This is a genomic window from Mucilaginibacter sp. dw_454, assembly GCF_018449775.1.
Taxonomy (GTDB): domain Bacteria; phylum Bacteroidota; class Bacteroidia; order Sphingobacteriales; family Sphingobacteriaceae; genus Mucilaginibacter.
This window is the reverse complement of the sequence record NZ_JAAVVB010000001.1, coordinates 1,296,847-1,311,360: the sequence shown is the minus strand read 5'-3', so window position 1 is coordinate 1,311,360 and position 14,514 is coordinate 1,296,847. Positions and strand designations below refer to the sequence as shown.

General features: G+C 41.9%; 13 protein-coding genes. 1 reads left to right on the top strand and 12 read right to left on the bottom strand.

The window, feature by feature from the left end; translation table 11 throughout:
- Positions 1-72: 72 nt before the first annotated feature.
- From HB679_RS05850 to HB679_RS05795, 12 genes are all read right to left on the bottom strand, one after another.
- Complete coding sequence (locus tag HB679_RS05850) at positions 73-855, bottom strand: polysaccharide deacetylase family protein (protein WP_214070992.1); 783 nt, start codon at positions 853-855, stop codon at positions 73-75.
- A gap of 73 nt (positions 856-928) precedes the next feature.
- Positions 929-2,047 (bottom strand): Gfo/Idh/MocA family oxidoreductase, encoded by a 1,119-nt coding sequence (locus HB679_RS05845; protein ID WP_214070991.1) that lies wholly within the window; start codon positions 2,045-2,047, stop codon positions 929-931.
- Entirely contained in the window at positions 2,037-4,355 is a 2,319-nt protein-coding gene (locus HB679_RS05840; protein WP_214070990.1) for a GH92 family glycosyl hydrolase, read from the bottom strand. Before HB679_RS05840 ends, HB679_RS05845 begins: the two co-directional genes overlap by 11 nt.
- A gap of 91 nt (positions 4,356-4,446) precedes the next feature.
- On the bottom strand, positions 4,447-5,469 hold the full coding sequence (gene ruvB, locus HB679_RS05835; protein WP_214070989.1) for a Holliday junction branch migration DNA helicase RuvB: 1,023 nt from the start codon (positions 5,467-5,469) through the stop codon (positions 4,447-4,449).
- 75 nt (positions 5,470-5,544) lie between these two features.
- Positions 5,545-6,276 (bottom strand): glycosyltransferase, encoded by a 732-nt coding sequence (locus HB679_RS05830; RefSeq protein WP_214070988.1) that lies wholly within the window; start codon positions 6,274-6,276, stop codon positions 5,545-5,547.
- A gap of 122 nt (positions 6,277-6,398) precedes the next feature.
- Positions 6,399-7,892 (bottom strand): POT family MFS transporter, encoded by a 1,494-nt coding sequence (locus tag HB679_RS05825; protein ID WP_214070987.1) that lies wholly within the window; start codon positions 7,890-7,892, stop codon positions 6,399-6,401.
- Positions 7,893-7,972: 80 nt separating this feature from the next.
- The gene (locus HB679_RS05820) at positions 7,973-8,893 is read right to left on the bottom strand and encodes a hypothetical protein (RefSeq protein ID WP_214070986.1); all 921 of its coding nucleotides are present in this window, start codon (positions 8,891-8,893) and stop codon (positions 7,973-7,975) included.
- Between the two features lie 45 nt (positions 8,894-8,938).
- Positions 8,939-10,117 (bottom strand): acetyl-CoA C-acyltransferase, encoded by a 1,179-nt coding sequence (locus HB679_RS05815; RefSeq protein ID WP_214070985.1) that lies wholly within the window; start codon positions 10,115-10,117, stop codon positions 8,939-8,941.
- A 67-nt stretch (positions 10,118-10,184) separates the two neighbouring features.
- A complete protein-coding gene (locus HB679_RS05810) occupies positions 10,185-10,352 on the bottom strand; it encodes an Arc family DNA binding domain-containing protein (protein ID WP_214070984.1) in 168 nt (55 codons plus the stop codon).
- Between the two features lie 2 nt (positions 10,353-10,354).
- Positions 10,355-10,888, bottom strand: coding sequence for a hypothetical protein (locus tag HB679_RS05805; RefSeq protein WP_214070983.1), 534 nt, complete (start codon positions 10,886-10,888; stop codon positions 10,355-10,357).
- 12 nt (positions 10,889-10,900) lie between these two features.
- Positions 10,901-11,413 (bottom strand): hypothetical protein, encoded by a 513-nt coding sequence (locus HB679_RS05800; protein WP_214070982.1) that lies wholly within the window; start codon positions 11,411-11,413, stop codon positions 10,901-10,903.
- 3 nt (positions 11,414-11,416) lie between these two features.
- Entirely contained in the window at positions 11,417-12,274 is an 858-nt protein-coding gene (locus HB679_RS05795) for an SPFH domain-containing protein (RefSeq protein ID WP_214070981.1), read from the bottom strand.
- A gap of 112 nt (positions 12,275-12,386) precedes the next feature.
- Between HB679_RS05795 and HB679_RS05790 the strand changes: the two genes are divergently transcribed.
- Positions 12,387-14,450, top strand: a complete 2,064-nt coding sequence (locus HB679_RS05790; protein WP_214070980.1) for an HDIG domain-containing metalloprotein — start codon at positions 12,387-12,389, stop codon at positions 14,448-14,450.
- The last annotated feature ends 64 nt before the right edge of the window (positions 14,451-14,514 follow it).

Below are 14,514 nucleotides of genomic sequence, written 5' to 3'. Positions count from 1 at the left end.
GCTATGCTCAAAATGACAAAAAACAAAAGCCGCTTAGATATCTAAGCGGCTTTTGTTTTTTCATATAACAGATTAAAAACTGGTTCTAACAGCTTTAGCCAATGTTTTTGTGCTCCAGTAGCCACTGTCTAAAATCCTTCTAATAGTCATCAACGGATCATTAGGGTCACGTTTCTCAGCTAATTGGAAAGCTATTTTAAAGCCGCGTTTGTGCAGTTCAGGAAAGCCCGATTTATTCCAGATACCAAACGGATAAGCAAAGTAGTCAATCTTTTTACCGGTGATCTCTTCCAGTTTCTTGGTTGGCTTATCCAGTTGGATTACCCAATCGTCCTTTTTAGGATTTGGGTCATGCTTGTACTTACTGGTCATGTGGTGATCCCAGGTGTGGCTACCAATGACGTTACCGGCATCAGACAATGCTTTAACCTGCTCTTTAGTCATATAATGCGGGCGACCTAATGATACGGTCATCACAAAATAAACTGCTTTAAAACCATATTTTTTCAACTCAGGCGCTGCGATGGTGTACTGATCTTCATCAGTATCATCGAAAGTCAACATGATTGGCTTTTTTGGCAAAGCTGCGCCTGTAGTTAGGTAGGCATATAACTGATCTGGCAAGATGGTGTGATAACCGCTATCGGCCAACATTTTGATATGCTCTTTGAAAGCAGCTATTTGAACGATATAATCTTTAGCGTTCTTAGAGTCTTTCGGGCGCCAGTCGCGTATTTGATGCCAACATACCACAGGCACTTGCTTGCGCGCCATGATAGCCGCATTGTTTTGCGCGTTAACGCCCAGGTTAAATAGTAAACAGAAGGATAGTAAAGCAATAATTTGTTTGAACATTGGCCAGGGTATTAAATGAAATAAAAAAGACTTACGAAGTGATGTAACCCCGTAAGCCTATAGTTTGTTTTTATTAAGGTTGCAAAACTATGCGCTTGCCCTCCTGGATAGATCTTTTAGCGGCATCCAGTATTTCCATGGCAATCATGTTGTACGGCAATGATGCCTGATCTCCTTCGCCAGAGATTTCGCCTCTTAGTACGGCAGTTAGGTAAACCAATGGATCATTGTTTGGAGCTGGGATAGGTTTAGCCTCGTGTATTAAAGTGAATTTAGTTTCCTCTTTAGGGGTTCTAAGCTGAACACGTTGGCCATTAAAGGCATGGATAACACCTGTTTCGCCCCATACTTCCATATCTTTGATGTTAAGTGCCCAGTTCCATGATGCTTCAATAGAAGCAGTAGCAGTAGGGTATTCAACTAATATAGTAGCATCATCTTCAACTTTAGGATAAACCTGTGGTTTGTAATGTTTAGCGATGGCCGTTACCGCAATAGGGCGCTGGCCGTGCATTAACCACGTAGCCAGATCGGCACCATAGCAACCAAAATCGTTTAGCGCGCCTGCTCCGTTTAAAACCGGGTCAGTTAACCAGGCCAAAAATTCAGGACTGCAGCCAATCTCTTTCGGTCCGCTGTGGCCATCTCGAATAACCATACGGCGAATTTTGCCAATGCTATCCTGGCCAACCATATCATGAATGTATTGGAATGACGGATACCAGGTGGTTTCATAATTAACCAATACTTTGATTTTGTATTTGTTAGCCAGAACCTCAATACGTTTTGCCTGTTCTAATGTAGCCGCCAAAGGCTTCTCAACCATTACCGGGATATGCAATGGCGCGCAAACTTCAACAATATCAACATGCTTAGCAACCGCGTTATAACCCAACATTACGTCAGGCTTAGTTGCTTTGATCATTTTGTGTACATCATTGAAGTAAAGCGAGTCGGGCAGTTTATAACGTTTTTTATATTTCTCCCATAGCTCACGGCTTGGCTCGTAAACGCCTACTACGTTAGCTTTGCCGCTTTTCATATAGTTGAAAAAGCCCAGGATGTGGTCGTGGTTTAAGCCGTAGATGCCTAGTCTTAAACGTTTATCTTGCGCATTGGCACTTATAGCCAACGTGGCTAATAATCCTAATAAAACAACCTTATTTAAAAGGCCTGAAATTCTATTTCTCATTTGACATTGAATAAGGGAAGCTTGAAGGTTTTGTTCCTCTTTGCATGTTAGGTTTATCAGACATTACGTAGTTTAAAACGGCGCCTTTTGATAAATCAGCATGATTAAGGTAGTTTAAGTCGTATGGTTTGCCGTTAACAGTAAGCGATTGTACATAAATGTTTTGATCGCTATTGTTAGGTGCATTGATCACAATTTTCTTTCCATTATCTAGAGTTACAATCATGTTTTTAAACAACGGTGTACCTAAAGCGTATTGCGAACTGGTAGGGCAAACAGAGTAGAAGCCCATAGCAGAAAATATGTACCATGCAGAAGTTTGACCGTTGTCCTCGTCTCCGCAATAGCCATCAGGTGTAGCTTTGTATAATTTAGCCATAGCGTCACGCACGTGGAATTGAGTTTTCCAAGGCTCACCGGCCCAATCATATAAGTAAAGCATATGCTGGATAGGTTGGTTACCATGAGCATACTGGCCCATGTTCATGATCTGCATCTCGCGAATTTCATGGATAACACCGCCATAATAGCTGTCATCAAAAACAGGTGGAATGATGAAGATCGAATCCAGTTTAGTTACAAACTGCTTGCGACCGCCTTCCAGGTTAATCATACCCTGGATATCGTGTAAAGCTGCCCAGCTGTAGTGCCATGCATTACCCTCAGTAAAGGCATCGCCCCATTTCAACGGGTTGAACGGTTTAACCCATGATCCGTCTTTGTTTCTGCCTTGCATTAAACCAATATCCTTGTTATAAACGTTACGGAAGTTTTGGCTTCTTTTTTTGTAGATATCAATCTCTGAAGCTGGTTTGCCTAAAGCTTTACCTAATTTGTAAATGGCAAAGTCATCATAAGCGTACTCTAAAGTACGGGCAGCGTTTTCGTTGATTTTAACATCATAAGGTACATAACCTAAAGTATTATAGTACTCAACACCGCGACGACCGGTGGCGTTCGGGCCTTCGTTGTTTGCACCATGTTTAACGGCTTCCCAAAGGGTGTTGATATCGTAACCACGCAAACCTTTCAGGTAAGCATCAGCAACGATAGAAGCAGAGTTATTACCAATCATACAATCAGAATAACCCGGGCTTGACCACTCGGGCAACCAGCCGCCTTCTTTGTAATCGTTTACTAAACCAGCCTGCATTTGCTGGTCAATTGAAGGGTAAACCAGGTTCAGGAATGGATATAAAGCTCTGAAAGTATCCCAAAAACCGGTACCGGCAAATTTATACCCTGGCATTACTTCGCCGTTTTGCGCGCTCCAGTGAACTATTTTGTTTGATGCATCAATCTCGTACATTTTATTCGGGAAGAACAACATGCGGTACAGAGATGAGTAGAAGGTACGAACCTGGTCTATCGAACCGCCAGACACCGCAATTTTGCTTAAGGTTTTGTTCCAGATGGCACGGCCTTTTAGAGCGGTTTCTTCAAAGCTATCATGACCTATCTCTCTTTTTAAGTTTGTTTCGGCTTGTTCTAAGCTGATGAAAGATGAAGCAACTTTTAAATGAACAACCTCACCTCTTTTGGTTGCGAAACCTATAGCAGCTAAAGCATGCTTAACATTGACTTCCAAGCCTGGTTGTAAAGTAGTGATTTCCTCACGGTTTCTGCCTTTACGTTCGCCCTCAGTCCCGCTGTAGGTGCGTGACAGCGTGAATGGTTTATCAATGTAGATAACAAAGTAATTTTTAAAGTTTTTCAAATCATTACTAGAGTTTTGAGTTGAATAACCCACGATTTTGTTTTCTTCAGGGATAATTTTGATATAAGAACCATTGTTGAAAGCATCAACCACAACAAAGGAGCTGTCGCATTTAGGGAAAGTAATTTTAAACTGTGCAGCACGCTCGGTAGGAGCAACCTCGGTAGTTACATCATGATCAGCTAAATAAACGCTGTAATAGTATGGTTTTGAAATCTCCGCTTTGTGAGAGAACCAGCTGGCGCGCTCATTTTGACCAACAACCAGGTGTTTGGTTACCGGCATGATAGAGAACATACCATAATCATTCATCCATGGTGAAGGCTGGTGCGTTTGTTTGAACCCTTGAATTTTGTGAGCATCGTAAGTATAAGCCCAGCCATCGCCGTTAGGGCCGGTTTGCGGACTCCAGAAGTTCATGCCCCATGGCAACGCAGTACAAGGGTAAGTGTTGCCGTTTGAAAGGTCGGGCCTTGAATCGGTACCCATCAGCGGGTTAACCCAATCAACCGGGTTGGTTACAGTACCAACCTGTTGGGCAAAAGCGTGACCGCAAACCAATACTAAAGCTAAAAGAAATATACGTTTCATAATTTGGTTTAATAGTTTAAACTATGGTGTTTATTATTTGTAATTTGAGTGTTAACAGATTAATTGTGATGGCAATAGTAGCAATAAAAACTTAAAATAAGGAAGGATTTCCCCCTAGTTTTATTTTGCCTAAATGCTTGTAAGCGCTTTCGGTGGCTTCGCGTCCACGGGCAGTTCTCATCAGGAACCCTTCCTGTATCAAAAATGGTTCATAAACCTCTTCTATGGTGCCTTCATCCTCGCCAACAGCGGTGGCAATAGTTTTCAAACCAACCGGGCCGCCTTTAAATTTATCAATAATGGTGGTGAGGATTTTATTATCCATTTCGTCCAAACCGTGCTCATCAACATTTAAGGCATTTAGTGCGTATTTTGCTATAGCCGTATCAATATTGCCATCGCCTTTTATTTGGGCAAAATCGCGGGTACGGCGCAACAATGCATTGGCTATACGCGGCGTGCCACGGCTACGGCGTGCAATTTCATAAGCGCCTTCATCACTTATCGGCGTTTTTAATATAGATGCTGATCTGAGTACAATCGTGGTTAACAATTTTGCATCATAGTACTCCAGACGTGAGTTGATACCAAAACGGGCACGTAATGGTGCCGTTAACAACCCTGAGCGGGTAGTAGCGCCAACTAAGGTGAATGGATTAAGCGAGATCTGTACCGAGCGTGCATTAGGCCCGCTTTCCAGCATGATGTCGATCTTGAAATCCTCCATAGCAGAATACAAGTATTCTTCAACCAGCGGACTTAAGCGATGGATCTCGTCGATGAATAAAATATCGCCCGTTTCCAGGTTAGTTAGTAAACCGGCCAAATCGCCTGGTTTATCCAGTACCGGGCCTGAGGTTATCTTAATTCCAACGCCCATCTCATTAGCAATGATATGCGATAAGGTAGTCTTACCCAGGCCTGGAGGGCCGTGTAGCAAAACGTGATCAAGCGCTTCGCCGCGTTGGCGGGCGGCCTGTACAAATATTCTTAAGTTCTCTAGTATTTTAAACTGGCCGGTAAAGTCTTCAAAAGCCTGCGGGCGTAATACTTTCTCAATATCACGCTCGGCTGGCGACAGGCGTTCACCGTCAGGATCAAGATTTTCATTCATTAGTGTAAAATTAGAAATTTTACGGAGATTGGATGTTGGTAGTTAGAGATTAGTTATTGCGAAACGGCTAACTAATCATCCCTCGGGATATTTTCTGAACATCGCGTTAAAGCGCATAGTCAACACGCCAAGGATAGCTTCTTTAAAAATGCCTTTCGACATTTTGGATGTTCCTGCCGTTCGGTCAGTAAATATGATAGGCACCTCGGTAACCTGGAACCCATGTTTTACCGCAGTATATTTCATTTCTATCTGAAAGGCATACCCTACAAACTTAACCTTGTTTAACTCAATGGTCTCCAGAACCTTACGCTTGTAACACATAAAGCCTGCTGTAAAGTCCTGTATGTTTACACCGGTGATAAAACGTACGTATACTGACGCGAAGTAGCTCATCAGCACACGGCTCATTGGCCAGTTAACCACGTTTACGCCTTTAATATAGCGTGAACCAACGGCAACATCGGCGCCTTGAATACAAGCTTCACGCAGACGGATCAGATCTTCCGGGTTATGCGAAAAATCAGCATCCATCTCAAAAATATAATCATAGTTGTGCTCAATTGCCCAGCCAAAACCATGGATATAGGCCGTGCCAAGTCCTTGTTTACCTTCGCGTTCAACTAAAAAAAGATTGTCGGGATAGGTGTTTTGCAAACTTTTAACAATAAGCTGGGTCCCATCGGGCGAGCCATCGTCAATAATAAGTACATGAAAATCAAACGGTAAAGAAAATACTTTGCGAATCATTCGCTCAATGTTTTCCTTTTCGTTATAGGTAGGTATGATGACTATGCTATCGGGCACGTATAAAAATGTGTTTTTCTTATTTAAATAGTCTGCTAAAATAGATTATCTGACACAAAAAAGAGCAGGCAATATTAAATTAATTACCCGCTCTTCTGTAAAGCATGTTAAATATTTTTGTGTTACAGGTTATTAGTCTGCGCAATAACTTCGTCTACTTCGGCTTCCGGGTGTTCAATATAGCTACGCTCTTTTAAACGCGGAGCTATAAATAAATAGATAACTAAAAATGCCGTGCAAATCCCAACAAATAACCAATAATAGCTGGCTCCATGGAACTGGGCGAAAAATCCGCCTGAAGCAATGTTACCGTTTATCAATGCATCAAATAGATTACCGGCAGCTACTGTTAATAACCAGATGGCACTCATTGTGCCTTTCATTGATTTTGGCGCCTGGGTATAAGCATATTCCAAACCGGTGATAGAAACCAACACCTCGGCTGCCGACAGTACTACGTAAGCGAAAATCTGCCACCATACAGATGGGTGTTGACCAGCATCAACACCCTGTTGTACAAAGGCGATGATTACAAATGACAAAGCAGTTAAAGCTAAACCAGCACCTAAACGGCGTAACGGTGTTGTTTTAATGCCGATTCTATCTAAAAAAGGATAGATGAAATAAGTAAACAGTGGGATAAACGATAAAAGGAAGATAGGATTAGCTGTTTGAACCTGGCCTGCCAATACAGTAAAGCTGGTAAAGCCTAAGTTGATATGCCTGTCTAACTTTTCGGCCTGTAAAACCCACTCAGATAAGTTCTGATCCCACATGGCCCAAAATATCGGCGCGAAAATAAATACTGCCATTACACGGTAAACAGCTTTTACACCTTCAACTTTTTCTGAGTTATACTCGCCTTTAGCTGCATCTAACCATGATTGGCCTTTTTGTTTTTTACTTTGATTAAATAGCGCATACACCGAAATAAAAACAAAGTTATTTTTATTGACACCTCCCGGTGGAACGCGTACGTATTTTTTGCGACCTAAAAAGAAAATAATAGTAGCTAAAGCCATTAACAAGCCCGGAATACCGAATGCCCATTTTGGACCCCAAACCTCGTAAACCCATGGGATTAATACAGTAGAGATTACTGAACCGGCATTAATGCTAAAATAAAACCAGCCGTACACTTTTGATAGTAAAACCTGATTTGATTTATCAAACTGATCGCCAACGTTAGCTGATACGCAAGACTTAATACCACCGGCACCAATAGCAATCAAAATCAGGCCCATGATAAAACCATTCAGGTTTTTATCAAAGAGTGCCAGGCAAAGGTGGCCGATACAATATACTATAGAAATGTAAAGGATAATACGATATTTCCCGGTAAACCAGTCGGCCACTAAACCACCAATAAATGGCAGCGTATAGGCCAGCGTTACGAAAAAGTGCGTGCTTTGGTTAGCTTTTGCTTCGGCTACAGTTTGCAGCGCCGGATTAAGCGTTGGATTGAAAAATTGGGCAACTAAAAATGTGGCAAGGATAGAACGCATGCCGTAAAAGCTAAAGCGCTCTGCGGCCTCATTTCCAATGATATACGGAATACTTCGCGGATATTTCGCTTCCGTAGTAACAGCAGCAGCTGTTAATGTTGTTTCAGACATAAGATCAGTTTAATTTGGTCTAAAATACTATTATTCTATTAAATAAAAATTATAGGCAGAAGTATTATTGATTTTGCAGATTACTGCACCTTCTTTTTAATGGGTTGTGTAGTTTTAGGTCTTTGGGTTAGTTTAGGGTCTACGTAGGTTTCGTCCTGCTCGTTAGGTACGTTACGCATATCCAGATTATCCTGGTACACCCATTCGCCCTCTTTTAATTTATAGCCGTTGTAGCTCAAATCGGGGCCATATGTTTCTGGTTTATCTTTAGATTTTTTATCAGGCGCAACCAGGTTATCAAAAACAATTAAGTGTTGAGACGGAATATACCTTAGCAGCATAGACGTTTGTCTTGCGTATTGAAATACCACACGCTTACGTTTTTTGCCATTGCCATTAAATACCGGCATGCCAAATACAGGTTTATCATTCTGGAATGAAAGCACCTCTATTACTTTTTTGGTCGATTTATCGTTATTGCCTTTCCAGCCCAGCATCACGTAATATGGGCGAGGGGCACTCACCGGGATAATAGTATAGTATTGTGCGCCAAACCAGGTATGAACATCGCTCACGGTATCTTCTGCATTTTTGATTAGCGGCGTATAATCTTCCAGACCATATAGCTTTAGTGGGCCGGATGTTTTCATTTGTATGGCACCATAAAAACGATAGCTGCCATCGTCGTTAGCGACATGCCAACTAAAAAATCTGAATTTATCGTCGGGCGATTTGGTGAGGGTTATGGTCTTAACAGAATCAAAAGGAAAATCAAATGAGTGAGGAACCTTAAGCGCGGTAACCAACGTTTTGATAAACTGGTAATTGGCGTTTTTTCGGGCGAGGTCATTACCGTCATTAATAAAAGTGTTCCCTAAATGTTTTAAGCTATCCTGGTAAAAACTGAGTTGTTTTATGCCTTCTGCGTCTATCTGTTGTGCAAAGACCCTGGTAGCCAAGGCTATCAGAAAAAATGCGAGGATCGATCTTCTTATCACCATCAAAATATTAATACCAGGTGCCGTAAATATATGCGATTTTATCCTTTAACGTAAATTTTCGATAACAATTGCACTTGCCCCGCCGCCTCCGTTACAGATGCCGGCAGCGCCGTATTTACCTTTGTTTTGATCGAGTACACTCAGTAAGGTAACCACAATTCGAGCACCAGACGCTCCAAGCGGATGCCCCAAAGAGACTGCGCCGCCGTTAACATTTACTTTTGCAGGAGCTAACTTTAACTCACGATTATTGGCTATAGACACTACCGAAAAAGCTTCATTGATCTCATAAAAATCAATATCGCTGCCTGACAGTCCCGCGCGATGTAGCGCCAGCGGAATAGCTTTTGATGGGGCTGTGGTAAACCATTCGGGTGCCAGTTGTGCATCGGCATAACTGATTATTTTAGCCAGAGGCTTGATACCTAACTCATCAGCTTTTTCGCGGCTCATTAATACCAGTGCCGCAGCGCCATCATTTAAGCTTGAAGCATTGGCGGCGGTAACTGTACCATCTTTTTGAAATACGGGTTTTAGCGTGGGGATCTTATCGAATTTAACCGTGGCCGGTTCTTCATCGTCATTAACTAAAGTAACCTCGCCTTTTTTGTTTTTGATTTCGACAGGCGTTATCTCCGCCACGAACTTGCCGCTGCTTTGCGAGGCGATTGATCTTTTATAAGATTCGATAGCATAAGCGTCCTGATCTTCGCGACTGATATTGCATTCGGTAGCACAAAGTTCGGCTGCCGAACCCATGTGGTAGTTGTTGTAAACGTCCCAAAGGCCATCTTCGACTAAACCATCAATTAATAAGTCATTACCTAATTTATACCCGGTGCGGGCTTTTGCAAGATAGTAGGGCACGTTGCTCATGCTCTCCATGCCGCCGGCAACTACTATATCGTTTTGGCCAGTGGCAATGCTTTGCGCGGCCAGCATAATGGCTTTCATGCCTGATGCACAAACTTTATTAACGGTAGTTGCAGGTAAATAGGGCAGGCCTGCAAATATGGCTGCCTGCGTTGCCGGTGCCTGGCCCAAATTGGCCGACAGCACATTTCCCATAAATACTTCCTGAACTTGCTCCGGCTTTAAGCCTGATTTTTGAACGGCTGACTGAATAGCTATGGCACCTAATTGTGTCGCACTAAAACTGGCTAGCGCTCCACCAAAACTGCCGATAGGTGTACGTGTGGCTGATACGATTACTACTTCTCTCATAAAATAGATTTGATAGTGCAAATCTACTTATTTTATTTCGACAAATGCTATGCTTGCATAGTATTTGTTAGACCTCTTTTTTCTTCTTAGCCGGTTTTTTACGGGCAAGCAAAGCCTGTTGCAGCAGGTATTCGATCTGGCCGTTGGTGCTTCTAAATTCATCAGCGGCCCAGGTTTCAATCTCCTTCAGCATATCGGGGTTTACCCTTAATATAAATGCTTTCTTTTCGGCCATAATTAAATACCTGCAGAGGCTGCCTGTGCTTGTTTGATCAATATAAAGTTTACACCTATTAACGTTAGCAGCGCTAATGGCAGTTTGGTTTTAACGGCATTTGGATCAAATTTTATTTTGAATGGTTTATGCAGCCTGCCGCAATTGTTTATCTCGATATAGTCTCCATTTTGGTCGTCGGTCCAGAACATCTTTCTTGAAAAAAAACCTTTGCCCTTTTTTAGTAATGTAGTCAGGCCGTTATTCATCTCTAAGGCAACGCGAGTTTCCCAGCCGTTTTTCTTGTAACTGCCTATGACTTCGCCATTGTTTTGATTGATGATCTCGACTGTTTTGCCAAAAAAGCCTTTAGGTTTTACCATAAACTTAGCATCGGCGGTTTCAATATTTTTAGTTCTTGTAAATGCGCCGGCGCAACTTATGCGGCCATAGTCAAACTGGCCATCGGTTAAAGTGTAAACGGGCTTGAACCAACCTTTACGTGCTACATAAAGCTCGGTGGTTCTCAGCATATCAATGTCTCTGTAATTGCTCATAATTTAAAATGATTAACGTGCCGCACGGCGGCCTCTTCTATAAACAGAAAGGTGCATCCCCAAAAATATTAATAAAGGAATAACTGTAGCGGGCGCCTGGGTTTGCTCTATATAAACGTCGTTATCTAACCCAAACGGAAAGTTATTTTCCAAGGTGATCAACCTTCCATACCCCTCAGCCTCCCAAATATATTGTCGCGAAAAAATGGATGGACGACGGAATATGGATCTAAAACCACTTTTTAAATTCAAAGTATAAATACGGCTAAAAAACTCCCGCTCTGCCAGGCCTATCATAGCTCCTGTTTCGTCCATAATGCTAATGGTCTTCGAGAAAAACAAATGGCTATCAAACAGCCATTTATGCGCTGCGGTGTAAGCCGTAGCCTGGCGCCGGGTAAACCACCGGTAACTTAATGCGCCGTATAGTCCGTTGCCATCTGTAAGTTCGTAATCGGGGTTAAATAAGCCTTGTCTTACAAATCGTAAGTGTGGGGTATCTTTAATACATAGTTCTTTAAACATGGCTTAGTGATATAATGTACCGGTGTTAACTATTGGGCTCACGCTTCTGTCGCCACATAATACAACCAGTAAATTACTTACCATGGCTGCTTTGCGTTCTTCGTCCAGTTCTACAATATCTTTTTCTGATAGTTTATTCAGCGCCATTTCAACCATGCCCACTGCACCTTCAACAATTAAGCGGCGGGCCGATATAATGGCCGATGCCTGTTGTCTTTGTAGCATGGTATGCGCAATCTCAGGCGCATAGGCCAGATGAGAAATGCGGGCCTCCAAAACTTCTATACCTGCACGATCAAGGCGTTCATTTAATTCTTTCTCTAATAATACACTAACCTGCTCGGCGCCGCCGCGCAGCGTGATGCTGGCGCTTTCGTCTTCAATATGATCATATGGGAAAGTATTTGCCAGGTGACGTACGGCCGCTTCGCTTTGGATGTTTACATATTGCAGATAATTTTCTACCGCGAACATTGCGCTTGCTGTGTTTTTTATCTGCCAAACTATAACCGCGGCAATCTCAATGGGATTGCCTACAGCGTCGTTTACTTTTAACTGCTGGCCATTAAGGTTAAATGCTTTTAATGACACCTTCTTTTTAGCGGTGAACGGGTTAACCCAGAAAAAGCCGTCTTCTTTAACAGTGCCTACATATTTACCAAACAGGGTAAGCACTTTGGCTTCGTTAGGGTTTACAATGATTAGCCCGGGAAGTACTAATATAAAATCTATCAAACCTAAAATAACCGCAGTGGCGGGCATCTGCGATACGCCGCAATAAGCGGTTATTGTTAATAAAATTAAAAAGGTTACTAAGGTTAAATAACCTGATGGCGGGTTAATAATTTTTTCAGTATTCATGACAGTTTTTGATTTTAAAATGATATCACAAAGATATCAAAACAGTTTTCATAAAAACAATAAAAAAGAAGGATAGTATAAAATATATTATTTTTGAAGCTTAATTCAATAAATGGCCACGCTATCATCCTCACGCCAAAAGGCATTATTGCGCAAATACGCCCGTAACGTTAAGTTTTTAATGATGGTGGTGAGTACCTGCCTGATAGTTTATTCGCTGCCAAAACAGGCCAAGTTTACCTACGAAATTGAGAAAGGGCGTATCTGGAATCAGAAAGACCTGATCTCGCCTTATAATTTTGCCATTTTAAAAACGCCTGCCGAAATACAGAACGATCACAAAAACGCGCTGGCCAGCACCACACAATTATATCAGCTAGATACCAACCTGGCGCAACGGCAATTAGACGGATTGAAAAATGATTTCGAGTTTAAATGGCGGAATGCAGGAATAAATGAAAATAAAAAATCTGCCTATATGCAGGTAGGTCAAAGCTTGTTAAAGCAGATTTATGACAGAGGCGTTGTTTCTCTTAATTCCAAATACCAGCAAACACAGGCTTATTCGCTCACTATATTGCAGGGAAATGTTTCCACAGAAAAAAACACGGCCGATCTTTTTACTAAAGAATCTGCATTAGCTTTCTGTAACCAGGTATTGAACAGGCGCACCGACATCGACAAGACCTTTCTGCTTGATTTACTGCAAAATCGCATACAAAGCAATATTATTTATGATGACAAGCTAACTGCGCGATTAGAGACAGAGGTGTTAGAAAATATTTCGCTTACGCGTGGCATGGTGCAGAAAGGTGATGTAATCATAGCCAAAGGATCGGTGGTGAACGATGATGTCTATCAAAAACTAATATCTTATAAAAAAGCATTTGAAGACAACGCCCGCATTAACGGTAATCCCAGACTAGTATTAGCTGGTCAGTTTCTTTTGGTTGCGATAACTATAGCGTTGCTGATGATCTTTCTTTACTTGTTCAGGAAAGATATCTATGCCGATAACCGGCTGGTAAGTTTGATTTTGCTGGTAATAACTGCCATGCTGTTTACACTTTCCATGGCTATAAAGCTACAGCTACCCAATTTGTATTATATACCTTATTGTATCGTACCTATCATCATCCGGATACTGTTTGATACACGTTTGGCGCTGAACATTCATATGCTGGTGGTGCTGATTGCCGGTTTCTTTGTACCTAATAGTTTTGAGTTTGCCTACTTTGAGATAACAGCGGGCATGGTATCCATCTACAGCATAAAAAACCTGGTTCGCCGCGAGCAGTTCCTGATTTCTGCAGTCATTATCACATTTACCTACTTTGTTTCTTTCCTAGGGATACAGTTGATCAAAGAAGGTAGTTTGGTTGATATTGATTGGGTGAATTTTATTCCGTTTGTGGTGAGCGTGCTGCTTACTTTATTAGCTTATCCTTTAATTTATTTGTTTGAAAAGATCTTTGCTATCACATCTGATATTACCCTTATCGAACTAACAAACACCAACGCGCCGCTACTGCGCGAAATGGCTTTTTCCGCTCCCGGAACATTCCAGCACTCGTTGCAGGTAGCTAATTTGGCTGAAAATGCTATTTATGCCATTGGTGGTAATGCATTATTGGTTAGGGCAGGAGCATTGTATCATGATATCGGTAAAATGGAGAACCCATTATTTTTCGTGGAGAACCAGAACTCGGGCTTTAACCCGCATGATAAGGTTACTTACGAGGAAAGTGCACAGATCATCATCCGCCACGTATCTAAAGGGATTGAGATGGCGCAGAAGGCCAATATTCCCGAAATAGTAATCGACTTTATACGTACCCACCACGGCAACACCAGGGTAGATTATTTCTATCAATCATTTCTGAAAAATTTCCCTGAAAAAATAGTTAATGAGAACACTTTTAGGTACCCGGGGCCTATTCCTTTCTCGAAAGAAGCCGGTGTTTTGATGCTGGCCGACTCGGTAGAGGCTGCTTCTCGCTCATTAAAAGCGCCCGACGAAAAATCGATCAGCGCCCTGGTAGATCGTATTGTGAAATATAAACTGGATCAGAACCAATTGAAAGACTGCGATATAACCCTAAAAGATATCGAAACCATTAAAGCCATTTTTAAGCGCATGCTAATGAGTATTTACCACGTGCGAATAGATTATTAATTTTTTTTTGATGGCATAACCTAATTACTATATTTGCAGTCCCTGAAAAAAGGGATATTTCTTT